Origin of the sequence: Qipengyuania gaetbuli (genome assembly GCF_009827315.1) — a bacterium.
GTDB classification, from domain to species: domain Bacteria; phylum Pseudomonadota; class Alphaproteobacteria; order Sphingomonadales; family Sphingomonadaceae; genus Qipengyuania; species Qipengyuania gaetbuli.
This window is the reverse complement of the sequence record NZ_WTYF01000004.1, coordinates 1593545-1617177: the sequence shown is the minus strand read 5'-3', so window position 1 is coordinate 1617177 and position 23633 is coordinate 1593545. Positions and strand designations below refer to the sequence as shown.

Sequence of the window (23633 nt, the reverse complement as noted above, 5' to 3'; positions counted from 1 at the left end):
GCTCAGCGTCTAGAACGCTTGGTTCCTGTCTCGCACAAAGCGAGCGCGGGGCAGGTTCCGCATTCAACCGAGGCGGGGCGGCACCAGGTCTGCCCCAGCTTCTTCATCAGCAGGTGGTGCTCGTCGTAATCGGCGGCGCTCCATTCGTCCGGCATCGCGGGCATGATCGCATCGAAAGCTCGGTCGGTCGTTGCCTTGGCCGGCACGAGGCCCATCCGCTGGAGGATACGGGTGTGATGCCCGTCGAGCACGATCGCGCGGCGGTCCAGCGTGGAGGCGTTCATGACTCCCGCCGCAATCTTGCGACCGATGCCGGGCAGCTGTTCCAGCCAGCGCATCGCGGCGCCCGTATCCATCTCGGCGAGGTGCGAGAGGTCCACGGCTCCCCGCAGGGCCACGAGCGCGGTCAGGCTCGCCTTGAGCCGCTCTGCCGCAATGTTGGGATAGGTCTGCGTTGCCAGTTTGGCCTGCAGTTCATCGAGCGGCGCATCGGCCACTGCCTCCCACGAACCGTATCGCCCCAGCAGCCGGTCCGTCGCTATGTTCGACACTTCGGACTTGGTGCGCGCGCCGATCACGCCCTGGACCAGCACCCATTCGGGCTTGCGCCATTCGGCTGCCGCGCGCTCGATCCGTCCGAACCGCTGGACCAGCAGCGCCTGCAACCGGCGCAGCGTCTCGGTACGGGGGTCCGGTCCGAGATCTAGCTGCAAGTCACTCCCACTCGATCGTGCCGGGGGGCTTTGACGTGTAGTCGTAGACCACGCGGTTGATGCCCTGCACCTCGTTGACGATGCGCGTGGCACAGCCTGTCAGGAAGGCGGCGTCGAAGGGATAGACATCGGCGGTCATGCCGTCGGTCGATGTCACCGCGCGCAGGCCGCAGACGCTGTCATAGGTGCGATAGTCGCCCATCACGCCCACGGTCTTGACCGGCAGCAGCACGGCGAAAGCCTGCCAGATCGCGTCGTAGAGGCCCGCCTTGCGGATCTCGTCGAGGTAGATCGCGTCGGCCTTGCGCAGGATATCGCAGCGTTCCTTGGTGACCTCGCCCGGGATGCGGATCGCGAGGCCCGGTCCGGGGAAGGGATGGCGGCCGACGAACATGTCGGGCAGGCCCAGCTCGCGGCCCAGTTCGCGCACTTCGTCCTTGAACAATTCGCGAAGCGGCTCGACCAGCTTCATGTTCATGCGTTCGGGCAGGCCGCCGACATTGTGGTGGCTCTTGATCGTCACGCTCGGTCCGCCGGTGAAGCTGACGCTTTCGATGACGTCGGGGTAGAGCGTGCCCTGCGCGAGGAAGTCCGCACCGCCGACCTTCTTGGCCTCTGCCTCGAACACGTCGATGAAGGTCTTGCCGATGAACTTGCGCTTGGCTTCGGGGTCGGTGACCCCGACAAGGCCTTCCATGAACATCTCTTCGGCGTCCACGACGACCAGCGGGATGTTGTAATGGTCGCGGAACATGGTCTCGACCTGTTCGCGCTCGTTCAGGCGCAGCAGGCCATGGTCGACGAAGACGCAGGTCAGCTGTTCGCCGATCGCCTCGTGGATGAGGATTGCCGCGACCGAGCTGTCGACACCGCCCGACAGGCCGCAAATGACCTTGCCGTCGCCGACCTGCTCGCGGATTTCGCGCACCTTGGTCTCGCGATAGGCGGCCATGGTCCAGTCGCCCGCAAGGCCGCAGACATGGCGCACGAAGTTCGCGATCAGCCTGCCGCCGTCGGGCGTATGGACGACCTCGGGGTGGAATTGCGTGCCGTAGAACTTGCGTTCCTCGTCGGCGATCACTGCGAAGGGCGCGCCGTCGGAAATGGCGACGATCTCGAAGCCGGGGGCGAACTTGGTGACCTTGTCGCCATGGCTCATCCAGACCTGGTGGCGCTCGCCGACCTGCCACAACCCGTCGAACAGGGCGCAGTCCTTGGTGACGGTGAGATAGGCGCGGCCGAATTCGCCGCCTTCGCCCGTTTCATGGCCCGGACGAACTTCGCCGCCCAATTGGTGGCTCATGACCTGCTGGCCGTAGCAGATGCCGAGGATCGGGATGCCTGCTTCAAACAGCATCTCGGGCGCGCGGGGGCTGCCCTCTTCGGGTACGCCGGCGGGAGAGCCCGACAGGATGATGCCCTTGGGCTTCAGCCGGTGGAATGCCTCTTCGGCCTGCGTGAAGGGCGCGATCTCGGAATAGACACCCGCTTCGCGCACGCGGCGTGCGATGAGCTGGGTAACCTGGCTGCCGAAATCGACGATAAGGATGGAATCGGGAAGGTGCGCGTCGTCCATGGCGCAAGCGGTTAGGCAGGACGCGCGCGCAAGTCCAGCGCGCCCGCCCTTGCCTGCAGTCGAATTTACAGATCCGGCTTCCGATTGATGATGACAGGGTCGATGATGATGTCCTTGGACGCCTTGCCCAGGGTGAATTCCATCACCAGGCAATACTTCCAGCTATTCCCGTCGTCATTGTCGTCCTGGAGGATGGCCTTGGTCGAATTGGAATCGTTTCCGACGGCGAACTGGTTGTCCAGCTTGCCCCCGCCCGCCATCGGCGGTGCGTTGCCCTTGCCCGGAGGCGGTCCGCCCTGCCGCGCAATCCAGAAGGCCTCGTTCACGTTTGCCGGAAAGGCACACTGGTAGGACTGGTTGTTCATCACGAAACTGGTGGTCTTGAGATTGAAGGTCAGCTTGGCGCCTTGCGTGACACAGGACAGGTCGACGTCGCCATTGTCCGTCACTTCGCTGGAAGTCGAGGCGAAGTGGAAATCGCACTCGTACTGGTCGGTATAGGGTTGTCCGGTGCGTTTCCTCACGTTGCTGATTGTCACGTCGATCGAGATGTCCTTGCTCATCGTCTGGTCCTCTCTCCTGCTGGTTCGTCGAAATGTCCCGCCTCAAAGCCGGTCGTCGATGAGCGGGTCGATGCCCATCTTCTTCAGGCGGGCGCGAAGCTGTGCTGCCATGCGCGGCTGGCCGGTCTTCTCCGCTGCGACTGCGCGTAGTGCGATGGAGCGGAAGTCGACCCTTTCGCCCTTGGTTTCCGGCACGGCGAGCGCGGCGGAATAGGCTTTGTGGGCGCGGGCGGTATCGCCTTCCTTCCGGTAGGCCGCGGCATGCACCATCCGGCTGGCGACGCGGACGAACTGACGGTCCGGATCCTCGGCATCGAGCGCGTTTTCCCACTTGTCGGCTATTCCGTGCAACGCCGCTGCAGGCAGATCGCTGCGGTCGGTAAGGGCGCGCTGCAGGGCGAGGACGGCCGGACTGCTGACCGTCCATTCGTGATTCTTCGGGTCGCGCGCGATCAGGTCGGTTTGGATGGCTTCCAGCCGGTCGAATTGCCTGCTGGCAAGGGCATTGTCTCCGTCGGACCATGCCAGCAGGGCGCGGTCGCGCAAGGCGGAGCGGCCCAGTTCCTTGAACAGCGTATTGTCCCGGTCCGTGGCGAGCACCCTGTCGAAGTCCGCAATCGCGGCATCGAGCGATCTTCGTGCCGCCGCGCGGTCGCCCTGGAAAGCCTCGAGCTGCCCGATATTGGCCAGCGAGAAGATCCGGCCCTTGCGCGCCTCGATATTGGCAGGACCATCGGCCACGACCTTGTCGATTATGGCGAGTTCCTTGCGCCGTGCCTCCAGCGCCTCATCCATCCGGCCCAGCGACTGCAAGGTAGAGGCGACCCATGACAGGCCGCCGGCGATCTCGATCTCGCGGGCGACGGGGCGCCCTTCCTTTACCGAGACGATCTCGGTCAGTTCGACATTGCGGCGGAAATAGTCGAGCGCGCTTGCCAGCTCGCCCGCCTCCTTGGCCATCGTACCGAGATTGGAAAGCGAATAGGCCTCCTCCATTTGCCAGGCGAGGTTGGAGCGGTCCTTCGCCGCGAGCCGGTGGGAGATGTCGGCATATTCCTCCATCGCCTTGCGCGCCTCCTCCAGCCTGCCGTGCTGCCAGGCGATGTAGCCTACCCAGAACAGGCTCTGTCCGTGGTTGAACATGCGCTCCGGGTCGTCGGGCTTGCGTTCGAGCAGTTCGGCCGTGGTGCGCGCGGCCTGGCGGAAGGCGGGCAGGGCCTCGGCATTGTTGCCGCGCAGGTTCTGGACCTCGGCCACGAGCATGGTGGCGCGTGCACGGCGGCCGAGTTCGGTGGCGGACAGGTCGGCCAGCTTCTGGCGGGCGTAATAGTCCATCGCGCGCTTGCCCACGCCGTCGAGCAGTTCCAGCCGGCCGACCGGCTCCAGCTGCTTGCGCAGGTCGGTCAGCATGTATTCGATCAGACCGTCGGCTTCCGCCCTTTGCTCGCGCGCCTCGTTGCGCTGGTCGATCGCATAGGCCGACAGCGCCGTGGTCCCGATCATGCCGAGGGCCGATGCCCCTGCCACCAAGACCAGCTTGCGCTGGCGGCGGGCCGCATCGCGCTGGACGAGATGGTCGAGATCGACACCCGCCAGCCCGGCGACGAGCTTGAGCTTGGCCAGTTTCTTCCCGTCGGCTTCGGGCCGCATGTCGGCAGCAATGGGCTCGGCCTCGCGGTCGGTCGGCTCGCCGTTCTCGTAGTGGACCAGCAGCGGGGCCGGGAAATTGCCTGGCGGCTCGCCCTCGACCACCACGGGCATCACCCCGCGGTCGCCATGGATGCGCTTGTAGAGATCGACCTCGCGCGCGATCCAGGGCGATGCGGCAGCAGCCGGCGAACACAGGACGATCAACGCGTCACTCGAACGGATGGCGGTCTCGATCGCATCGCCGAGGCTGTCGGATGCTGGCAGCTCGTCGCGATCCTTGAAGATCGGGCGCAGGCGTTCGGCCTTGCCGGCGGCAATCATGTGCGGGGGCAGGCGATAGGTTTCGAGCGCGCGATGGAGCCAGTTCGCCACCTGCCGGTCGCGGTGCGAATAGCTCATGAATGCCTTGTAGTGACGCTCGGCCAAGTGTGCTCTCCGGATGCGACCCCGGATTCGACTCGGCAACCCCCTCTATTTTTTCGCGATTTTGTCGCAGTCTTGCGCGGGATGCAAATGCGGGCGGCGTGCCGCCCTAGGGAGGTGGCGGTTTGGTACTTGCGCAAAACGCAACACACCCTGACCTTTTCTCACTTTTGTTCGTCCGCCAGCAAGATTATTACAACGCTCACATCCGGCGCCGAGGGCACTGCCCCGAGCGTTACCGGAACAGAGATGGCGGCAGATCCTCCTCCCGAGTTTCCTGTCGTCGCCTTCCTCGCTCGGGACGAGCCGGCCAAGTGCCGATGCGACTCCTAGCGCAATGCCGTCCGGCGCGAGGCGATATGGCAGCGAGTAGAGACGCGGCCGCCCACACCTCCTCTCCCCCCTCCCCCCGTGTCGGCGCCGCGTCTCGAACGCGGCTGCCGCATTTCACGCAATGGGATGGGCTGTCAGTCGGGTGCGCCGAGCGTTTCCGCAATCCGGCGCAGTTCCGTCTTGAGCAGCTTGCCGATGTGGCTCCGCGGCATGTCGTCGATCGCGTGCAGCTGGGCGAGGCGCTGCGTTTTGCCGAGCCGGGCATTCACCGCCTCGCGGATCGCGTCGGGTTTCTCGGCATCCTGCGACAGGGTCACAAAGCCGACCGGCGTCTCGCCCCAGCGGCGCGAGGGCATGCCGATGACCGCCGCTTCGCGCACGCCCGCTTCCTTGAGCAGTTCGTTCTCGAGGTCGACCGGGAAGATGTTGAACCCGCCCGAGATGATCATGTCCTTGGCGCGGCCCACCAGCTCGACGAAGCCCTCGGCATCGACGCGGCCGATGTCGCCCATGCGCTGCCAGGTCTCGCCCGTGGCGGGATCGTTCCAGTAGCCGTCGCGCGTCTGGTCGGGGCGGTTCTTGTATCCGCTCATCATGGTGTGGCTGCGGCCCACGAGGTTGCCGGGCGTGCCCGGCGGGACTTCGCGGTCATCGTCGTCCAGCACCTTCAGCTCGCTGCCGGGGGCGGGGCGCCCCACGGTGTGCAGCTTGTCGGGGAACTTGTGCGCTTCCAAGAGGCACACGACCCCGCCTTCGGTCATCGAATAGATCTCGATCAGCGCGCCGGGCATCCGCGCCAGCACCTCGCGTTTCAGCTCTGCAGAGAAGGGGGCGGAGGTGCAGTATTTGAGCTGCAGTGCCGACAGGTCGAAATCGTCGAACCGCGGCTCGTCCATCAGGCGCTGGTATTGCACCGGCACCAGCATGGTGATGGTCGTGCGGTCGGCTGCCGCATGGCCGAGCCAGCCGATCGTGTCGAACTTGCCCATCACGCGCACCGTGCCGCCGGCGAGCAAGGCAGGCAGGAAAGCGACCATGGTGGTGTTCGAATAAAGCGGCGTCGATGCCAGCGTGCGCACCGGCAGACCCGCCTCGATCCAACTGGCGGCGGTCGCGGCGAACTGGCGCCAGCGCATCTGGTGCGAATGGACGATGCCCTTGGGCGTGCCGGTCGTGCCCGAGGAATAGATGATGTTGAACGGGTCGTCCGGCTCGGGGACATGCCTCCGCGCAGTGGTGCCGGCGGGAGCCATCCAGCCGGCGAGCTCCTCGTCGAGGATCACGCGTTCCATGCCCGGAAAGGCGCCATCGCCCATGTCTTCCAGCTTCGCGCGCGTGACGAAGATGTGCTGCGCGCCCGAATCGCGCGCCATGGCGGCAAGCTGCTCGGGACTGGCGCTGGTGGTCAGCGGCGCGGCGACGCCGCCCGCCCTGATCGCGGCAAGAAAGACGAGGGCATAGGGAATCGACGAGATGCCGAGGATGGCGACCGACTGTCCGCGTTCCAGCCCGGTCTCGAGCAGGCGCGCGGCGATCCGTTCGACCTGGTCCCCAAGTGCTCCCCAGGACAGGTTGTCCGCCCCGTCGCACAGGGCAGGCGCATCCGGCTGGCGCTGCGCCCAGTCCGAAATGATCGCGGAAAAATCGCCGAAAGGTTCAGCGAGTCGAGCGGCCGGTTCAGTGTCTCCCATCACGGTTTCCTAGCTGGCTTGTCGCATCTGTCCAGAATCACCCGCTGCGTGCTGCATGAGAGGCGAGATTTAGGTTACGCGCTTCAGCGACAAGATATGCAGTTAAGGTTTCAAAACGCCACGCAAATGTGCCGAACTTACCGGCGGGCGCAAGAAGATTGCGAATTTGGCTGGAATCGGGGATTGTCCGGTCGTGTTTTTGACATTTGCCGAAATCGGCGTAGCCTCGCGACTGCCCGGACAGTTTCCGCAGACCAGTGCCGGGTCGGATCGACCATAGACCGTCATCGCATACACAAATACCACCAGTCGCACCTTGTGTGATACTCTCTGCGGCCGATCATCCCGCCTTAGCGAAAGGATGATCACAATGTTTAAGCCAACCTATTTCATACTAGCCACAGCGGCGGCAGCATCGATGCTGGCCGTGCCTCTTTCCTCGAAGGATGCCGACCAGGACATCATCGTGTCCCTGCGAAGCGACCAGAGCTTCGTCGAAGAAGTGTCGAGCGATCTCGATACCCAGCTGCGCCGGATGCGGTTCGACCCGCGCTGGGAGCCGGCCGGGATCGTCAAGATTCGCTTCCGCGCCGGCGAGGACGGAACGCCTGTCGACATCACGACCTACGAGTCCTCGGGAAGCAAGCGCCTCGATCGTGAAGTCGGCAAGGCAGTGGAGCGGCTCGATTCGCTCACGCCGCTGCCGTCCAGCGCAGGCGATGATCCCGTGATCCAGGCCAATGTCATCGTGGCTTACAGCAAGGGCCACATGGAAAAGCTCAGCCGCAAGCTCGCCGAATCGGAGGCAGCACGTCTCGCCTCGGCCGATCCCGCCGAACGGGCGGTGCTTGCCCTCAGCTTCGCGCCGCGTCCGAGTTCCTGACCCTTCCCCCAAGGGCCAGGAGCCGTCTCGGCGTTGGGGCGGTATCTGTCTGCGGGGTGCCGCCCCGCGCCGGGTCTGCCTAACGAAAGGGCTCCGTCTTCGGACGGGGCCCTTTTTTGATGGCCGGCCGATGCTCCGGATTCGAAAATTGCGCGCCCGGATTCGCATCCTGCGCAATCCCGGATAGCCGGCTTTGCCCGCAAAAATTTTTTCGCAGATTCATTTTGGGGCTTGCGCACGCACAAACCCCAGCTTGGTCCACGCGTCGCTGCGTTGCACCACAATCATACACCTCGCGAAAGCGGCGAATTGACGCATTAAATCTTCATTCACCCTCTTGCGCCGGACTCGGCTCTGATTCACTATCTAGTGGTCGGTCACCGGGGGGTACCCACAAGACCTAGCGAAATACGGCATCCGGCCCCATATCGGGCGGGTGCCGCAATCACGCCGGGCCTGTGGGGAAAAAGGGGATAAGTTTTCGCCCCGGAGACCTGCGAAATTGCTAGGCAGGCATTGCGCTTGCCGACTCGGTTGAAACACGAAATCGCAGGCGGGGCGAACAGCCCGCCGGATGACAACGGACGGTGGGGCACACAATGGATTTCAAGAGCGGGGACGAAGCGGCGATGGGACTGGATCTGGACACTCAGGACACCGTCGATGACACCGCGCCCGTCAAGAACAGCGCAAAGGCGCAGAAGGCTGTCGCAATGGAAAACGAAGACAAGGGCAGCGAAGCACTGGTCGCCGAAGCGGCCGGCGCAGCCATGGCCGGCGCAATGGCCGAAGTCGCCAAGGCCGCTTCCGAAAAGGAAGACAGCAAGAAGGTGCTCGACCGCCGCTTTGACGTGAAGACGGATGCCTCGCGCGACGACCTGCTAACCGCTTTCGGCAAGGAAACGCTCGAAGACCGCTATCTCCTGCCCGGCGAAAGCTACCAGGACCTGTTCGCGCGCGTCGCCGATGCCTTTGCCGACGACGGCGACCACGCCCAACGCCTCTACGACTACATCTCGAAGCTGTGGTTCATGCCCGCAACGCCCGTGCTGTCGAACGGCGGCACGACCCGCGGCCTGCCGATTTCCTGCTACCTCAACTCGGTCAGCGACAGCCTCGACGGCATCGTCAACACCTGGAATGAGAACGTCTGGCTCGCGTCCAAGGGCGGCGGCATTGGCACCTATTGGGGCAATGTGCGCGGCATCGGCGAGCCGGTCGGTTTGAACGGCAAGACCAGCGGCATCATTCCCTTCGTGCGCGTGATGGATAGCCTTACCCTCGCGATCTCGCAGGGTAGCCTGCGCCGCGGTTCGGCTGCCTGCTACATCGACATCACCCACCCGGAGATCGAGGAGTTCCTCGAGATCCGCAAACCCTCGGGCGACTTCAACCGCAAGGCGCTGAACCTGCACCACGGCGTGCTGGTCACCGACGCCTTCATGGAAGCGGTCCGCAACGGTGAGGAATTCGATCTCATCAGCCCGAAGGACGGTTCGGTCCGCAAGACGGTCGACGCGCGCAGCCTGTTCCAGAAGCTGGTCGAGACCCGCCTTGCCACGGGCGAACCCTACATCGTCTTCTCCGACACGGTGAACCGGATGATGCCCAAGCATCACCGCGAACTCGGCCTCAAGGTCTCGACCTCGAACCTGTGCGCCGAAATCACCCTGCCGACCGGCATCGACCACCTCGGCAACGACCGCACTGCGGTCTGCTGCCTGTCCTCGCTCAACATCGAGAAGTGGGACGAATGGTGCACCGACAAGCAGTTCATCGAGGACGTCATGCGCTTCCTCGACAACGTCCTGCAGAACTACATCGACCGCGCGCCCGACGAGATGGCCCGCGCCAAGTATTCCGCCATGCGCGAACGCTCGGTCGGCCTCGGCGTGATGGGCTTCCACTCCTTCCTCCAGCAGAAGGGTATCGGCTTCGAAAGCCCGATGGCCAAGGTCTGGAACCTCAAGATGTTCAAGCACATCCAGTCGAAGGCCTCCGAAGCCTCGATGGTGCTCGCTCAGGAACGCGGTGCCTGCCCGGACGCGGAAGAAATGGGCGCGATGGAACGCTTCAGCTGCAAGATGGCAATCGCGCCGACCGCGTCGATTTCGATCATCTGCGGCGGCACCAGCGCCTGCATCGAGCCGATCCCGGCGAACATCTACACCCACAAGACGCTTTCGGGCAGCTTCGTGGTGAAGAACCCGTACCTTGAAAAGCTGCTCGACAAGAAGAGCAAGAACTCGACCGCGATCTGGAACTCGATCCTCGAGAAGGGCGGCAGCGTCCAGCACCTCGACTTCCTGACGCCGGAAGAGAAGGCGACCTTCAAGACCAGCTTCGAAATCGACCAGCGCTGGCTGCTCGAATTCGCTGCCGACCGTGCGCCCTATATCGACCAGGCCCAGTCGCTGAACCTGTTCATCCCGGCCGACGTCGACAAGTGGGACCTGATGATGCTGCACTTCCAGGCATGGGAGAAGGGCATCAAGTCGCTCTACTACCTGCGCTCCAAGTCGGTGCAGCGCGCCGGTTTCGCTGGCGGGGTCGAGGCGGACAACACCGCCGATGCCGCCAAGTACGAACTGAGCGCGGGCGAGCAGACCGACTACGAGGAGTGCCTCGCCTGCCAGTAAACGATCCCTTGGACGGGACGAACGGGACGGGCCGGCACACCATGAAGGTGAGCTGGCCCGTCCTGCTTTTCGGCCTGGCGCTGTTCGCCGCGTGGCTCGCGCTGATCCCGGTGCTGCAGGATGCGGCCGGGGTCGATCCGCAGTGCCACGGCAGGGTCTATGGCAAGGCGCGCTTTACCGGGCTGGTCCTGTGCTCGCTCGAGGCGGGCTCGCGCGGCTGGCTGTTCCTCGGGTTCCTTGCCTCCTTCCCGGCGCTGACGCTCACATGGCTCGGTGGCAGGTTCCGCGCGATGCGGGCCGGGCGGGACGGCTAGAGCGCCCGCGCGGCGCTTAGCGCCTTGCCCTTTCGCGCTGCCCACGGCACCTAGGTCGCCCATGGGTTCGCTGCGCATCCTTTTCATCTCGCCCAATTTTCCGCCCTATGCGCAGGCAGGGGCCGCTCGCACGGGCGCGCTGGCGCGGCACTGGATCGAACAGGGCCACGAAGTCACCGTGATCGGCGCGCGCATCGGCGCGGCGAACGGCATCCATTCTGGCCTCGACCACGAACACCTCACCGCGATCATGTTGCCGGTAGAAAAGTTGCCTGCAGCCGAAGGAGCCCCTGTGCCTTCCGCCGCGCCGGACAAGCCCGTCAGTCGCCCCAGTCGCCTGCGCCGCTGGCTCTGGCTCTCGCGCCAGATGCCCGACCGCTTCCATCCGCACTGGACCCGCCGCGCGGTCGATACCGCGCGCGGCCTGTGCCTCGCGAAGGGGTTCGACCTCGTCTATTCCTCCGGCCCGCCGCATTCCGCGCATATCGCCGCGCAGAAGATCGCTGCCGAAAGCGGCCTGCCTTGGGTGTGCGAGCAGCGCGACCTGTGGGCCGACAATCCCTATATCGACCGCCAGCCGGTGCTGACCACGCTCTACAACCGGTTGGGCCGGCAGGTGCAGCGCCACGCCGACGCCTTCGTCGCAGTGACCGAAACGGCGGCGGGAGAGCTTGCGGCGCAGACGGGCAAGGCGGTGACGCTGGCGCGCAATGGCTGGGACGGGGCCGATTTCGCCGGACTGGAAGACGTGACGGCGCCGCTCGATTCGGAGCGGCTGACCATCATCCACGCCGGCCTCATCTATGCCGAGCGGCGCGATCCGAAGGCCCTTTTCGAGGCGATCGCCATGCTGGGCGAGGACCGCCGCCGCGTGCGCGCGGTGTTCTATCACGACGAATACGGCTTCCTCGACCAGAGGATCGCGGAATACGGCGTGGCGGACTGCGTCGAGATGCGCGAGTTTCTCCCCCGCAGCGAAATCCTCAAGGTGGAGCGGCAGGCCGACGTGCTGCTGATGTGCCGCTGGCCCGATCCGGCGGAAGACGGGGTGATCCCCGGCAAGCTGTTCGAATATATCGGCGCGCGCCGCCCGATCCTGGCGACAGGACTGGAAAGCGGGGAGGCCGCGGCCATCGTGCGCGAGGGCGGGTTCGGCCTCGCCACGCAGGATGCCGCGCATATCGCTGAGCAACTGCGCACATGGATCGCGGCCAAGGACGCCGGCGGAGGGCGCGTGCCCGACCTGCCGGCGGAAACGGCACGCGGCTACACGCGCGACCAGGCCTTTGCCGATATCGACGCCGCGATTGCGAGGATGCTCGGCGACACATGACAAGACCCCCGCCGGCCGGTGGGCTGGCGGGGGTCTGGCGTGTCTGCGCTTAGGCGCGAGATTGAGGGTCAGGCGCTTTCCATCACCGCCTTGTTGCCAAGGCCTGCGGGGATCCGCGCGCCTTCCTTCAGGTAGATGCGGTTGTCGTCGATCTTCTCGACGTCATCCAGCTTGAGGAAGTGGTGGATGTCGTCGGCGCTGTCCGACTTGGTCAGCTTGATCGCGTCGCCATCGACCTCGTCGACGGTGCCGACGTGCAGCCCTTCCGAATTGGCGACTTCCATGTGTTCCTTGATGCGGAGCTTCTCGAACATAAAATTCCCTTTTGTCTGTGTGGGTTACACCTAACCAACGGACGCAAGGGCAATGCGGTCCACGCTTCGCCGAGGCTCATGCACGGCTCGTTGGATTGGGTCGCAGGGGGGCGAAAAGTTGACGCCCCGACCTCTTGCGAGGCGGGGCGTCGGGGATGCGGAGCCGTAGCCCGCAAAAGGGGAAACCGGACCTGGTCCGCTTAGCCCCGAACCGGCTCGGTGGCCGATTGCTATCCCAACGTCGCATCCGCGCATCGCGTTCCGGCAAATAGTGCCGCGCAAAGAATTTTTTCCCGCGCTTATCCCCGCCGAATCATTCACTCTTGCCTTCGATTCCGGGCTGTGATTCCCTATATGAGTCGTTCACGCGCCAAACCGGAGATCCACAAGATGTCGTTGCTCGAAGCCCGCAAGACCTACAAGCCCTTCGAATACCCCTGGGCTTACGAGTTCTGGAAGCGGCAGCAGCAGATCCACTGGATGCCGGAAGAAGTTCCGCTCGGCGAAGACTGCCGCGACTGGGCGCAGAAGCTGACCGAGCACGAGCGTAACCTGCTCACGCAGATCTTCCGCTTCTTCACGCAGGCCGACGTGGAAGTGCAGGATTGCTATCACGACAAGTACGGCCGCGTGTTCAAGCCGACCGAGATCAAGATGATGCTCACCGCCTTTTCCAACATGGAGACGGTGCACATCGCGGCCTACAGCCACTTGCTCGACACGATCGGCATGCCGGAAAGCGAATATTCCGCCTTCCTCGAATACGAGGAAATGGCCGACAAGCACAATTACATGCAGCAGTTCGGCGTCGACAACGATGAAGACATCGCCCGCACGCTGGCCATGTTTGGCGCCTTCACCGAAGGCATGCAGCTGTTCGCCAGCTTCGCCATGCTGATGAACTTCCCGCGCTTCAACAAGATGAAGGGCATGGGCCAGATCGTCAGCTGGTCGGTGCGCGACGAATCGCTGCACTGCGAAGGCATCATCCGCATGTTCCACGAGTTCGTGCGCGAGCGGGACTGCCTGACCAAGGCGGTCAAGGAAGACATCGTCGACATCTGCCAGAAGACGGTGCGTCTCGAAGACAACTTCATCGACCTCGCCTTCGAAATGGGCCCGGTGTCGGGCATGACGGCGAAGGACATCAAGAAGTACATCCGCTACATCGCCGACTGGCGCCTGGGCCAGCTGGGCATGCAGCCGATCTACATGGTCGACGACCACCCGCTGCCCTGGCTCGCCCCGCTGCTCAACGGTGTGGAGCACGCAAACTTCTTCGAAACCCGCGCGACCGAATATTCCAAGGGCGCAACCCGCGGCAACTGGAACGACGTCTGGGCCAGCTTCGACAAGCGCCAGAGCGCCAAGGCCGCGAACGAGGAAGAAGCCGAAAGCGACGGCCCGGGCCTGTTCGGCGACGACGCGGGGGCCGTGGCGGCGGAGTGATTGCAAAGAGGCGGTTTGGTTAGGACTGACCTTTGTCGCGAGATAAGCGACAGAACATTGCGGGTGGGGTGAAAGTCCCGCCCGCAGTTTTTTTGAGCTTGGATTAGCAGGCGCCGATTCCGATTGGCAGACCGACGCGAATATTCTTCATTCCCCGGACTTGGTTCCCACCAGCAGGGGCATTGCTCCGAATGTGATTTGCCCAACCGTTCCCAAGAGCTGCGGGACTTTCCAGAGTCTTGCGAACCAATCGCCTACGCTCTGTCCCGACAGGCTGGTGGCCAGTACGAGTTCGGCAAGCATCAGAAAAGTGAATGCGCAGACGCCCATTACGGCAGCGCTCGCGAAAGAGTTGATTGAATGCCGGACGCGTAGGCTCCGGGCCGACCACCAGCTCGCTATAAGCAGGATCGGCACTTCGAACAGGATGAAGGTTGTTTCGCCTAGCGCCGCGGCGCCCCACAAGGTGCGAACGGTACCCAGCACAAAGCCGAGCGCAAATATCGTCGCGAAGTAGCTGATGGCGGCGATAACGGTTTTCATGACTGGACTATGCATGACGTTCTCTGCGGCGTCATTACCTCTACCCTAATCGCACCACTCCCTGCCCTCACCCCAGCCGTTACCCTCGGCCAGCCCGGCACCGATCATATGCTCCGCCAGCGTCTCGTCGCCGCGTGAGGCTGCGCGGAGTTCCCGGCCATAGCGGTCGCGGGGAGGGTCGGTGCCGCCGGTCCAAGTGAAGGGGCCTTGGGCGAGCCAGGCGTGGAGGGCCGTGCGGGCCAGACGGGCTTGCGCACTTTCGGCATTGCAGGCGCCGTCCATTTCGGGCGCGTCGAAGCCGGTGAGGCGCACGCGGCGCTGGCCGATGGCCACCGTGTCGCCGTCGATTACGCAGGCGCTGCCCCCGCGCTGGCCGCACAGGCCGAAGCGGTACGTAACCTCGTCGAGCCGCTCGGGCGGGCCCAGCCTGCCGCCGTTGATGTAAAGCATCGCCGCCAGCGCCAGCAGCAGCACCAGCCACCACAGGCTGCGCATGCCCATCCGCCTTCGGCGTGTCGTTCGGAAGCGGATCGGCCGTGCCATTGCCCCCGAACGATAGCGGGCCGGCGCAGGGGTTCAATCCCGCGCCGGCCCGCAATCCGTCCAGCCGTGCAAAGCGTCAGTAGCGCCGCCGGCGCTCCTCCGCCCCGCGCCGTTCGCCCTTGCGACGATCGGGCCCGTCGAAAGGAAGCTGCTGCACGCGCCGGTCGCCCATGCGCCGCTCTTCCCCGTTCCGGTCGTCCATCTTCGTAGCCATGTCGTAACCCCCCAAAGCCCGTTCGCGAAGAAGAGTATCGGGCGGCGGGTTACTTTTCCGTGTATGTCAAATGATGGGCCGATACGGAAAAAAGGATTGAAATCGCGCAGGATTTAAAGCTTTCGCAAGGGCGCGCACGCAGTATCATCGGAGCATGCAGGAAACCCTTTCGCCGATGCGGCTGGCCGAATTCGTCACCTATTACCTGATCGCGGTGAACCTCGTCGCCTTCATCGCCTTCGGCCTCGACAAGGCGCGGGCGGAAAACGGCAGCTGGCGCATTTCGGAAGGAACCTTGCTGATGTGGGCTTTCCTCGGCGGCAGCATCGGCGCCTATGCGGGGCGGTCGGCCTTTCGCCACAAGACCCGCAAGCAGCCCTTCTGCACCATGCTGCACTCCATCGCTTTCATGCACCTGCTGCTGGTCGGGCTGCTGCAGTCAGCAATCTGGGTCGGGCTGGGGGACCGCGTGAACTGGGGCACTGGGGACGGACAATCCTTCGCCTCCGCCTACGCAAATTGACCTGCCTCAAAGATGCCGTGACTTCGCCGTATTACCCGATTCCCTGCAACCACTAGGGAAAGGTATCCGCATGTCGCAGCACACGCCCAACGAACTGACCAAGATCTTCGCCCGCGACCGTGAACTGATCACGCAGCTGAAGACGCAGGACGGGCGGTTCGCGCGCCTCGCCGACGACTATCACGAGGTGAACCGCCAGGTGCACCGGATCGAGGCGGAAACCGAAGCGGCCAGCGACGAGCGGACCGAAGCCCTCAAGAAGCAGCGCCTCAGCCTGCTCGACGAGATCACCGCCATCGTCACCAAGGCCCGCAGCGCACCCTGACAGAAGGAAACACGACCATGAAGTTCGACCCCGTAACCCCGCTCCGCCTCGCCGCACCCGTCGCCGCAGCCCTGCTGCTGGCCGCCTGCGCGCAGGAAGCGGAGGAAAAGACCTACGCCACCGATGTCGAGGATGTCGGCGGCGGCGAGCTGATCGTCACGCAGGAGGATCCCGACGCGGTGCCGGTCGACACGCCCGACACGCCGATGACCCCGACCGCCGAGGCGGAAGAGGAAGCTCCGGCCGAATAAGCGCGGCAGGCGCGGCTTCGCCACCTCGCTCTAGAACGGGCCAAAGGCCCGCAAGGGCGACCGGCCGCCCGCAGCGACCGAAGGGAGCGAGGAAAGCCAAGGGGGCGGATGCCCCCGCCGGCGCATGAGGCGCATAAAAACGATGTCGCCTTTGAACAATACACCCATGTTGCGGTGCACTATTACTGCGCGCCATAAAGAACACGCGGTGTCGCTGTCTGTACGTCTGCTTTGTGGAGCCACGTCATGTCAGCCCAGTTCGTTGCCCTCGAGTATTTCGTTTATTACCTGATCGCGATCAATCTGTGCGCCTTCCTCGCCTTTGCGGTGGACAAGGCCATGGCCGAAAGCGGCGGGTGGCGCGTTCCCGAAACCAGCCTGCTCGGCTGGGCGATGATCGGGGGTACGCCCGGTGCCTATGCCGCGCGCGCGGCCTTCCATCACAAGGAACGCAAGCAGCCCTTCTCCAACCAGCTCCACGGGCTCGCCTGCGTGCACGTGATCCTGCTGGCGGGAACGCTGCTCTATCTCAGCTTCGCCTGACGAGGCGGCGCAATTCCCGGGTGCGGTCTGCTTGTTTGCCGCCGTGATCGCACCCCTGTCCCGGCCCGTGTCCCCCAGGGGATGCGGGCCGTTTCACGCCTGCAAGCCGGTCCCTACCAGCCCCAAGCGGGCAGAGGCGGAGTTACCGGAGACGATGTGTCGAACTCGACGCGGAACAGGCGGGTGGGATCGTTGCGGCGGGTCAGCTGGTAGGCGAAGCGCGTGGCCTGCGTACCGGCGGGGTCGACCTCGATCCGCCAGACATTGGTGAGCGAGGCGGACAGCCCCTCGCGCTCGAACAGGGCGATGGAAAAGGCGTCGACGGGGAAATCCTGCACCCCCGCCGTGCCCGCCGACAGCGTGTCGCCGCCATATTGCGTGACCGCGTCCTCGCTACCGTCCTCGTGCCGGTGGTCGTGCTTGAGCCTCAGGCCATCGGAGGTGCGCGTCAACAACCAGGTGCGCGAGCGGTTCCAGCCGCCCGGTGCCTCCGCGTCCTCAACATGGAAGGCGATGGCGACGCGGCTGTCGGAGCAATCTGCCCAGTGGGCGATCATGCGCTTGCCCGCCCAGTCCGCATCGCGCGCGTCGCTGCTGGCGAGCGCGCCCTCGTAGGCCTCGCCGCAATGGCTGGAGAGCGCCTGCCAGAACCATTCCTGCGTCTCGGGCAGCGGCGGCGCGTCGGGCGTGCTGGCGCAGGCAGCGAGCGGGAGGAGGACGGCGAGGGAGAGCGGGCGGGGCGTGGTCATGACCCGGGGCCTGCCACCACCGCCACGCCCGCGCAAGGTGTTACCGGAACGGTCGTGGTGCGCGGGGCATTGTTTGGGAGAATGCAATCAAGGAGTTAGCCATGACCGACCCCGTTCCCGATACCAAGCCCGGCACGCGCTGGATGTATGTGGGCATCCTCGTCTTCCTCGTCCTCGCGCTGGTTTTCTATCTCTTCAACACCGATGGCGGTGAAGAGCCGGTACCGGTCGGCGAAGTGGCGGGCGAGGCGCCGAACCCCTTGCCGACCACGACTTCGGTCCCCGTTTCGCCCGAGGGCGAATTCGGCGCGGCGCCCGTCAATGGCGACGAACCCGCCGCCGATGCCGATCCCGAGGTCGAGATCGAACCCGCCCCGCAGGCCGAATAACGCCGAGCCCTCTTTCGCCCGCCAGCCGGGCACGCTAACGCCTGCGCATCCCCCGGTGGGACGCGCAGGCTTTGCGCATGAATGGAGCGAAGATGTGACCAGCACGGGCGGCCAGCCGATGCACGAGGCAAGCACCAAGGCGCAGACGCTGATCGAGGCGCTGCCCTATTTCCAGCGCTATGCCGGCAAGAGCTTCGTGGTGAAATACGGCGGCAACGCCATGGGCGACGAGGACGCCGCCCGCGAATTCGCCGAGGACGTCGTGCTGTTGAAAGCAGTCGGCATCAACCCGGTGGTGGTGCATGGCGGCGGCCCGCAGATCGGCCGGATGCTGGAGAAACTGGGCGTGGAGACGCAGTTCATCGACGGGCTGCGCGTCACCGACAAGGCGACCGCCGAGGTGGCGGAGATGGTCCTGTCCGGCGCGATCAACAAGGCGCTGGTTTCCTCCATCGCGCGCGCCGGCGGCAAGGCGGTGGGGATTTCCGGCAAGGACGGCGGCCTCGTGACTGCGCGCAAGGTCGAACGCACGACCAAGGACCCGGAAAGCAATATCGAGCGTGCGCTCGACCTCGGCTTCGTGGGCGAACCCTGCGCGGTCGACACCACGATCATCGAAACCGCGACCGCAGCCGGCATGATCCCGATCGTCGCCCCGATCGCAGCGGGCGAGGACGGCCACACCTACAATATCAACGCCGACACCATGGCCGGCGCGCTGGCTGCGGCGCTGGGCGCGGCAAGGCTGCTGCTGCTGACCGACGTGCCCGGCGTGCTGGGCAAGGACGGCGCGCTGCTGACCGATCTGACGCCTGCCGACATCGCCACGCTGCGCGCCGACGGCACGATCAGCGGCGGGATGATCCCGAAGCTGGAAACCTGCGTCGCGGCAGTCGAGGCGGGATGCGAGGCCGCGGTCGTGCTCGACGGGCGCATTCCCCACGCCATGCTGCTCGAATTCTTCACCCAGCGGGGCGCAGGTACGCTGATAAGCGCCCGATAGGGCTTGGCGCGCCGCGTCCGCCACGTGTAGGACGTTTCGACACGGGATTGCTCAGACAGAAACGGGGTTCACCCTAGTGCTTATCACTCTCTACCAGATCCTCGAGATGCTCACGAACGTGTTCGTGATGCTGATCATCATCCAGTTCATCATCGGCCTGCTGTTCGCCTTCAACGTGGTCGGCCGCAACGAATTCCTGATGAGCTTCTACGACGGCATCAACCGCCTGCTGGACCCGGTGCTTAGGCCGATCCGCAACCTGCTGCCGCAGACCGGCATGATCGACTTTTCACCGCTGGTGCTGATCATCGCGCTCAACATCATCCTTATCGTGCTCGGGAACATCATCTACTCGCTATGACCGCTGAACGGATCGACGGAAAAGCCTTTGCCGCCCTCCTCAGGGAGCGCGTCGGCGCGCTTGCAGGGCAGTTCGAACACAAGGCGGGCCGCAAGGCAGGACTTGCCGTGGTGCTGGTGGGCGAAGACCCGGCAAGCCAGGTCTATGTCGGCTCCAAGCACAAGGCGACCGTGGCCGCGGGCATGGAAAGCTTCGAGTATCGCCTGCCTGCCGATACGTCCGAGGCGGAGCTGCTGGCGCTGGTCGACCAGCTCAACAATGACGATGCGGTGGACGGCATCCTCGTCCAGCTGCCACTGCCCGGTCATCTCGACGAACAGGCGGTCATCGCGAGCATCAGCCCGGACAAGGACGTGGACGGTTTCCATGTCACCAATGCGGGACGCCTCGCCGTGGGTCAGCGCGGTTTCGTGCCCTGCACGCCGCTCGGCTGCATGATGCTGCTGACCGACCGGCTGGGCGACCTCTCCGGCCTCGAGGCGGTGGTGATCGGCCGCTCGAACATCGTCGGCAAGCCGATGGCGCAGCTCCTGCTCGACGCCAATGCCACCGTCACCATCGCGCACAGCCGCACCAAGGACCTGCCCGCCGTGGTCAAGCGCGCGGATATCGTCGTGGCCGCCGTGGGCCGCGCGGAAATGGTCAAGGCCGAATGGCTGAAGGACGGCGCGACCGTGATCGATGTGGGCATCAACCGCCTGCCTCCTGCCGAGGGCGAGGAGAAGGGCAGGCTGGTCGGCGACGTCGACTATGCCGGCGCGCAGAACGTTGCCTCGGCCATCACGCCCGTGCCCGGCGGCGTCGGTCCGATGACCATCGCGGTGCTGCTGCGTAACACGCTGGTCGCGGCCTATCGCAATGCAGGGCTGGAAGTGCCGTCCGCGCTGTGACGCTGCGCCTCGCCTTACTCGCCGCGAGCGCACTGGCTCTTACCGCCTGCTCCACTGCGCCGGGACCGCGCGACCGCTATGCACGGCTGCTGACGCCGACGGCCAGCCCTTCCAAGGTCATCGCCACGGAACTCGCCTTCGCCCGCGCCGCGCGGGAAAAAGGGCAGTGGACCGCCTTCGCCGAATATGCGGCGGATGGCGCGCTGCTGTTCGGACAGAACGGCGCGATCGAGGCCAAGCCCTGGCTCAAGCAGCAGCAGGACCCGCCGCAGGCGGTCGCCTGGGAACCGCATCGCGTGTGGTCGAGCTGCGACGGTTCGATCGCCGTCACGCAAGGGGCCTTCCGCGATCCCGATGGCAAGGTCGGGACCTTCAACACCGTCTGGCAGCGCCAGCGCGACGGCGAATATCTCTACGTCTTCGATTTCGGCATCCCGCAGGACGCCGCGCCGCAAGCGCCGGACATGATCGGAAGCGAAGTGGCTGCCTGCCGCCGTCCGGTCGATGTGGGCGAACCGGATTCGGCTATCCCCTTGCGCGCATCGCGTGACGGTTCGCTGGCATGGGGCTTCCATACCGGCGTCGCGGGCGAGCGTCGCTACGTCGTCTGGCTGGCGAAGGAGACCGGCTGGGAACAGGTCGTCAATGTCACCCTTGGCGCAGGAACGGCCGAATGACCCAGCTTTTCATCTCCGCCTTCATCACGCTTTTCGTGGTGATCGACCCGCCCGGATGCGCACCGATCTATGCCGGCCTGACTAAGGGCGCGAGCGCGGCACAGGCCCGGATGATGGCGATCCGCGCGACGATCATCGCCGGCGTGATCCTGCTCATCTTCGCGCTGTTCGGGCAGGATTTGCTCGGTGCGCTGCATATCGAGCTCGACAGCTTCCGCATCGCGGGCGGGCTGATGCTGTTCTGGATCGCCTTCGAGATGGTCTTCGAAAAGCGCACACAGCGGCGCGAGGAGCGCGCGGAAAAGGTCGCCGCCACGCCCGAGGTGGAGGACGTGTCGGTCTTCCCCATGGCCATGCCCATGCTGGCCGGCCCCGGCGCGATCGCGGCGATCATGCTGCTGATGAACGAGGCGCAAGGGCTGGAACAGTCGCTGGTCGTGCTCGGCGCGCTCGCGAGCGTGCTGCTGCTCACGATGCTGGCGCTGATTGCCGCCGGCCCCCTGATGCGCCTGTTCGGCGACCGTGTGGAGGCAGTGATCACCCGCCTGCTCGGCGTGCTGCTGGCCGCGCTGGCCGCGCAATATGTGATCGATGGCCTCAAGGGCAGTTTCGGGATTTAGTCTAACTGCTTCCAAGGGATGTCGTGGTTGATCCCGCTCAGGCGGAGTCCGCTTTCGCCCGCCTCAAACCAGACCTTGCCGTTGTCCATCATGCATCCGCGCCAGCCGATCGGTTCGAGCCGATCCTCTCCGCGTTTTGCGATGCTTTTCCAGTCGGCGGGGGAAATCAAGCCAGGGGTCGCGGCGCTGAAGTCGGCCTTGTTGTACCGGATATGCCGTCCGTCGCGGGTCACCCCGAAACTGTGACCGAGAAACCCATCGAAATAGGATGCCGAGCGGTTCTCTTCTAAGCCCTGTCGCAAGGCCGCAAAAAATCTGCGCACTTCGATCTTAGTGGTTTCGCCGCCACAATAGACAACTTCGGATTTGGGAAGAATCCCGGCTTGCTCATCGACACTCGCATCCACCCCAGTTTGCGCCATGGCTCCAGAGCGGTCTTCCGCGCGTGCAGCCAGTGGCACCACCGCAAGGCACACAGCGCCGGCGGTGAGGTGGGACAGGAGGTTCACTGCAACGTCACGATCTCATCGCCGTCGTCGCGCAGGGCGAAGAACTGCATCAGCTGGATCATCAGCTCGCACCGCTCCGAGAGGTCGGGGGCTTCGAGAAGGGCTTGCTTGGCGGCCGAATCGAAGGGGATGATCTGGGCGACGCCGTTGATCAGCGTCTCGTCGTCCAGCCGCTCGACCGAATCCCAGTCGACCGAATAGCCCTGCATGGCGGCAAAGCGCTTGGCCTCGAATTCGAAGGCAGCACGCTCGACGCTGGAGAGCACCTCGTCCTCCGGATCGTCGATCAACTCGGCCTCGATCTGGCGGAAGGCGGTCGTCACGTCGAGTTCGCGCAACATGCGGAAGCGCGCCTCGCCTTCGAGCACGATATTGTAGCGCCCGTCTTCCAGCGCCTCGACATCGCCGATGCGGCCGACGCAGCCGACCTCGTAGAGCGGCGCGTTCTCGCCCCCGCGCTGCGGCTGGATCATCGCGATCAGCCGGTCTTTCGCGAGCGCGCTGCCGACCAGTTCGCGGTAGCGCGGCTCGAAAATGTGCAGCGGCAGCTGCAGCCCCGGGAACAGGATCGCGCCGGGCAGGGGGAAGATGGAGAGACGCTTCGTCAACGGATCATCCGAACAGCAGGCGCGACAGCTTGCGGCGCGTGTCGACCACCCAGGGGTCTTCGAGGCCGACGGCGTTGAAGATGTCGATCAGCTTGGCACGGGCCGCACCCTCGTTCCATTCGCGGTCGGCTTCGACCATGGCGAGCAGTTCGCCCGCCGCTGCATCGCGCTGGCCGGCAGCGAAGGCGGCCTCGGCATAGGCCATGCGCGCATCCATGTGGGCGGGGTCGGCCGCGGCCTTGTCGCGCAGGGCGACGAGTTCGCCGTCGTCGACCTTGTTACCGGCGAGTTCCAGCGCGGCAGCGGCATTCTCGACCAGCGGGTCGGCGGCGAGAGCGGGATTGGCGCGGACGGCCTCGAGGACCTTGCGGGCTTCCTCGACTTGGTCGGCCTGCACCAGCGCGCGGATCAGCCCGGCATGGGCCGCTGCGCTGTCGGGTGCCATTTCGGTGACCTGCGCGAAGATACCCGCGGCGCGCGGCGCATCGCCCTCGGCCAGAACCTGCTCGCCCATGGCGACGAACTGGTCGATCTGCTGGGCGGCCTGCGCCGCCTCGTCACCGCCCGCCTGAACGGGAAGCTGGGCGAGGATCTGGTCGAGCGTCTGTTTCAGCTGCGATTCGCTGCGGGCATTGGTGAGGTCGGCGACCGGCTGGCCCTGGAACATGGCATAGACGGTCGGGATCGACTGGACCTGGAACTGGGCTGCAATGAACTGTTCCTTGTCGACATCGACCTTCACCAGCACCACGCCCTTGTCGGCATAGTCGGCCGAAACCTTTTCCAGCAGCGGGGCCAGCGCCTTGCAGGGCCCGCACCAGTCGGCATAGAAATCGAGGATGACGAGCTTCGTCATCGACGGTTCGACGACGTCCTTCTTGAACCGCTCGACTGCCTTCTGCTCGTCGATGCTCAATCCCATGCTCGCCACTGAAACCGCCTTTCCTGGATGAATTCGTTTCGCCCCATGTGGGCCTTCTTGGCCGAATGTGAAGGACCTGCAG

At 64.9% G+C, this 23633-nt stretch carries 28 protein-coding genes; 15 read left to right on the top strand and 13 right to left on the bottom strand.

What is annotated here, in order from left to right; genetic code table 11:
* Window positions 1-2 precede the first annotated feature (2 nt).
* The 5 genes from GRI42_RS10415 to GRI42_RS10395 form a co-directional block, all read right to left on the bottom strand.
* Window positions 3-713: an endonuclease III domain-containing protein gene (locus GRI42_RS10415; RefSeq protein ID WP_160608428.1), complete on the bottom strand. Its 711-nt coding sequence runs from the start codon at window positions 711-713 to the stop codon at window positions 3-5.
* Between the two features lies 1 nt (window position 714).
* Complete coding sequence (guaA, locus tag GRI42_RS10410) at window positions 715-2289, bottom strand: glutamine-hydrolyzing GMP synthase (RefSeq protein ID WP_160608427.1); 1575 nt, start codon at window positions 2287-2289, stop codon at window positions 715-717.
* 65 nt (window positions 2290-2354) lie between these two features.
* Window positions 2355-2852 carry a hypothetical protein gene (locus tag GRI42_RS10405; RefSeq protein ID WP_160608426.1) on the bottom strand — a complete coding sequence of 166 codons (498 nt, stop codon included), beginning with the start codon at window positions 2850-2852 and terminating at the stop codon, window positions 2355-2357.
* Window positions 2853-2894: 42 nt separating this feature from the next.
* Window positions 2895-4928, bottom strand: coding sequence for a toll/interleukin-1 receptor domain-containing protein (locus GRI42_RS10400; RefSeq protein ID WP_160608425.1), 2034 nt, complete (start codon window positions 4926-4928; stop codon window positions 2895-2897).
* Window positions 4929-5392: 464 nt separating this feature from the next.
* The gene (locus GRI42_RS10395; protein WP_160608424.1) at window positions 5393-6949 is read right to left on the bottom strand and encodes a class I adenylate-forming enzyme family protein; all 1557 of its coding nucleotides are present in this window, start codon (window positions 6947-6949) and stop codon (window positions 5393-5395) included.
* Window positions 6950-7319: 370 nt separating this feature from the next.
* Between GRI42_RS10395 and GRI42_RS10390 the strand changes: the two genes are divergently transcribed.
* The 4 genes from GRI42_RS10390 (at window position 7320) to GRI42_RS10375 (ending at window position 12118) form a co-directional block, all read left to right on the top strand.
* Window positions 7320-7832: an energy transducer TonB gene (locus tag GRI42_RS10390; protein WP_160608423.1), complete on the top strand. Its 513-nt coding sequence runs from the start codon at window positions 7320-7322 to the stop codon at window positions 7830-7832.
* 599 nt (window positions 7833-8431) lie between these two features.
* Entirely contained in the window at window positions 8432-10471 is a 2040-nt protein-coding gene (locus GRI42_RS10385) for a ribonucleoside-diphosphate reductase subunit alpha (protein WP_160608422.1), read from the top strand.
* Window positions 10472-10512: 41 nt separating this feature from the next.
* Window positions 10513-10785, top strand: a complete 273-nt coding sequence (locus tag GRI42_RS10380; RefSeq protein WP_234033933.1) for a hypothetical protein — start codon at window positions 10513-10515, stop codon at window positions 10783-10785.
* A gap of 61 nt (window positions 10786-10846) precedes the next feature.
* Window positions 10847-12118 carry a glycosyltransferase gene (locus GRI42_RS10375; RefSeq protein ID WP_160608420.1) on the top strand — a complete coding sequence of 424 codons (1272 nt, stop codon included), beginning with the start codon at window positions 10847-10849 and terminating at the stop codon, window positions 12116-12118.
* A 68-nt stretch (window positions 12119-12186) separates the two neighbouring features.
* Here GRI42_RS10375 and GRI42_RS10370 read toward each other — a convergent pair whose 3' ends face one another.
* Window positions 12187-12432 (bottom strand): DUF2171 domain-containing protein, encoded by a 246-nt coding sequence (locus GRI42_RS10370; protein WP_160608419.1) that lies wholly within the window; start codon window positions 12430-12432, stop codon window positions 12187-12189.
* Between the two features lie 390 nt (window positions 12433-12822).
* On the opposite strand from GRI42_RS10370, the gene GRI42_RS10365 reads away from it, so the two are divergent.
* Window positions 12823-13881, top strand: a complete 1059-nt coding sequence (locus GRI42_RS10365; protein ID WP_160609180.1) for a ribonucleotide-diphosphate reductase subunit beta — start codon at window positions 12823-12825, stop codon at window positions 13879-13881.
* 147 nt (window positions 13882-14028) lie between these two features.
* Here GRI42_RS10365 and GRI42_RS10360 read toward each other — a convergent pair whose 3' ends face one another.
* The 3 genes from GRI42_RS10360 to GRI42_RS10350 all read right to left on the bottom strand — a co-directional run bounded on the left by GRI42_RS10360 (window position 14029) and on the right by GRI42_RS10350 (window position 15181).
* Complete coding sequence (locus GRI42_RS10360) at window positions 14029-14424, bottom strand: hypothetical protein (RefSeq protein WP_160608418.1); 396 nt, start codon at window positions 14422-14424, stop codon at window positions 14029-14031.
* A gap of 45 nt (window positions 14425-14469) precedes the next feature.
* Window positions 14470-14967, bottom strand: a complete 498-nt coding sequence (locus tag GRI42_RS10355) for a thermonuclease family protein (RefSeq protein ID WP_160608417.1) — start codon at window positions 14965-14967, stop codon at window positions 14470-14472.
* A 76-nt stretch (window positions 14968-15043) separates the two neighbouring features.
* Window positions 15044-15181: a hypothetical protein gene (locus GRI42_RS10350; protein WP_160608416.1), complete on the bottom strand. Its 138-nt coding sequence runs from the start codon at window positions 15179-15181 to the stop codon at window positions 15044-15046.
* A 154-nt stretch (window positions 15182-15335) separates the two neighbouring features.
* Between GRI42_RS10350 and GRI42_RS10345 the strand changes: the two genes are divergently transcribed.
* From GRI42_RS10345 to GRI42_RS10330, 4 genes are all read left to right on the top strand, one after another.
* Window positions 15336-15704: a DUF1294 domain-containing protein gene (locus GRI42_RS10345; RefSeq protein WP_234033932.1), complete on the top strand. Its 369-nt coding sequence runs from the start codon at window positions 15336-15338 to the stop codon at window positions 15702-15704.
* Between the two features lie 70 nt (window positions 15705-15774).
* Window positions 15775-16029 carry a YdcH family protein gene (locus GRI42_RS10340; protein WP_160608415.1) on the top strand — a complete coding sequence of 85 codons (255 nt, stop codon included), beginning with the start codon at window positions 15775-15777 and terminating at the stop codon, window positions 16027-16029.
* A gap of 17 nt (window positions 16030-16046) precedes the next feature.
* Window positions 16047-16280: a hypothetical protein gene (locus GRI42_RS10335; RefSeq protein WP_160608414.1), complete on the top strand. Its 234-nt coding sequence runs from the start codon at window positions 16047-16049 to the stop codon at window positions 16278-16280.
* A 246-nt stretch (window positions 16281-16526) separates the two neighbouring features.
* Window positions 16527-16823: a DUF1294 domain-containing protein gene (locus GRI42_RS10330; protein ID WP_160608413.1), complete on the top strand. Its 297-nt coding sequence runs from the start codon at window positions 16527-16529 to the stop codon at window positions 16821-16823.
* Between the two features lie 113 nt (window positions 16824-16936).
* On the opposite strand, the gene GRI42_RS10325 is transcribed toward GRI42_RS10330, so the two are convergent.
* Window positions 16937-17572 (bottom strand): hypothetical protein, encoded by a 636-nt coding sequence (locus GRI42_RS10325; protein WP_160608412.1) that lies wholly within the window; start codon window positions 17570-17572, stop codon window positions 16937-16939.
* Window positions 17573-17673: 101 nt separating this feature from the next.
* On the opposite strand from GRI42_RS10325, the gene GRI42_RS10320 reads away from it, so the two are divergent.
* The 6 genes from GRI42_RS10320 to GRI42_RS10295 all read left to right on the top strand — a co-directional run bounded on the left by GRI42_RS10320 (window position 17674) and on the right by GRI42_RS10295 (window position 21512).
* Window positions 17674-17961, top strand: coding sequence for a hypothetical protein (locus GRI42_RS10320; protein ID WP_160608411.1), 288 nt, complete (start codon window positions 17674-17676; stop codon window positions 17959-17961).
* Window positions 17962-18079: 118 nt separating this feature from the next.
* Window positions 18080-18964, top strand: a complete 885-nt coding sequence (gene argB / locus GRI42_RS10315; protein ID WP_160609178.1) for an acetylglutamate kinase — start codon at window positions 18080-18082, stop codon at window positions 18962-18964.
* Between the two features lie 76 nt (window positions 18965-19040).
* Entirely contained in the window at window positions 19041-19325 is a 285-nt protein-coding gene (locus GRI42_RS10310; protein WP_224831389.1) for a YggT family protein, read from the top strand.
* Window positions 19322-20215, top strand: a complete 894-nt coding sequence (gene folD / locus GRI42_RS10305; RefSeq protein ID WP_160608410.1) for a bifunctional methylenetetrahydrofolate dehydrogenase/methenyltetrahydrofolate cyclohydrolase FolD — start codon at window positions 19322-19324, stop codon at window positions 20213-20215. Before GRI42_RS10310 ends, folD begins: the two co-directional genes overlap by 4 nt.
* The gene (locus GRI42_RS10300) at window positions 20212-20892 is read left to right on the top strand and encodes a Cif family virulence factor (protein WP_160608409.1); all 681 of its coding nucleotides are present in this window, start codon (window positions 20212-20214) and stop codon (window positions 20890-20892) included. Before folD ends, GRI42_RS10300 begins: the two co-directional genes overlap by 4 nt.
* A complete protein-coding gene (locus GRI42_RS10295) occupies window positions 20889-21512 on the top strand; it encodes a MarC family protein (RefSeq protein WP_160608408.1) in 624 nt (207 codons plus the stop codon). The genes GRI42_RS10300 and GRI42_RS10295 overlap by 4 nt, the downstream gene beginning before the upstream one ends.
* On the opposite strand, the gene GRI42_RS10290 is transcribed toward GRI42_RS10295, so the two are convergent.
* From GRI42_RS10290 to GRI42_RS10280, 3 genes are read right to left on the bottom strand one after another with little or no spacing between them, the layout of a single operon-like run.
* Window positions 21509-22021: a hypothetical protein gene (locus GRI42_RS10290; RefSeq protein WP_160608407.1), complete on the bottom strand. Its 513-nt coding sequence runs from the start codon at window positions 22019-22021 to the stop codon at window positions 21509-21511. The two genes, GRI42_RS10295 and GRI42_RS10290, sit on opposite strands and share 4 nt — an antisense overlap.
* The gene (locus tag GRI42_RS10285) at window positions 22018-22629 is read right to left on the bottom strand and encodes an LON peptidase substrate-binding domain-containing protein (protein ID WP_160608406.1); all 612 of its coding nucleotides are present in this window, start codon (window positions 22627-22629) and stop codon (window positions 22018-22020) included. The genes GRI42_RS10290 and GRI42_RS10285 overlap by 4 nt, the downstream gene beginning before the upstream one ends.
* Before the next feature lie 4 nt (window positions 22630-22633).
* Window positions 22634-23551: a tetratricopeptide repeat protein gene (locus GRI42_RS10280; protein ID WP_160609176.1), complete on the bottom strand. Its 918-nt coding sequence runs from the start codon at window positions 23549-23551 to the stop codon at window positions 22634-22636.
* Window positions 23552-23633: the final 82 nt, after the last annotated feature.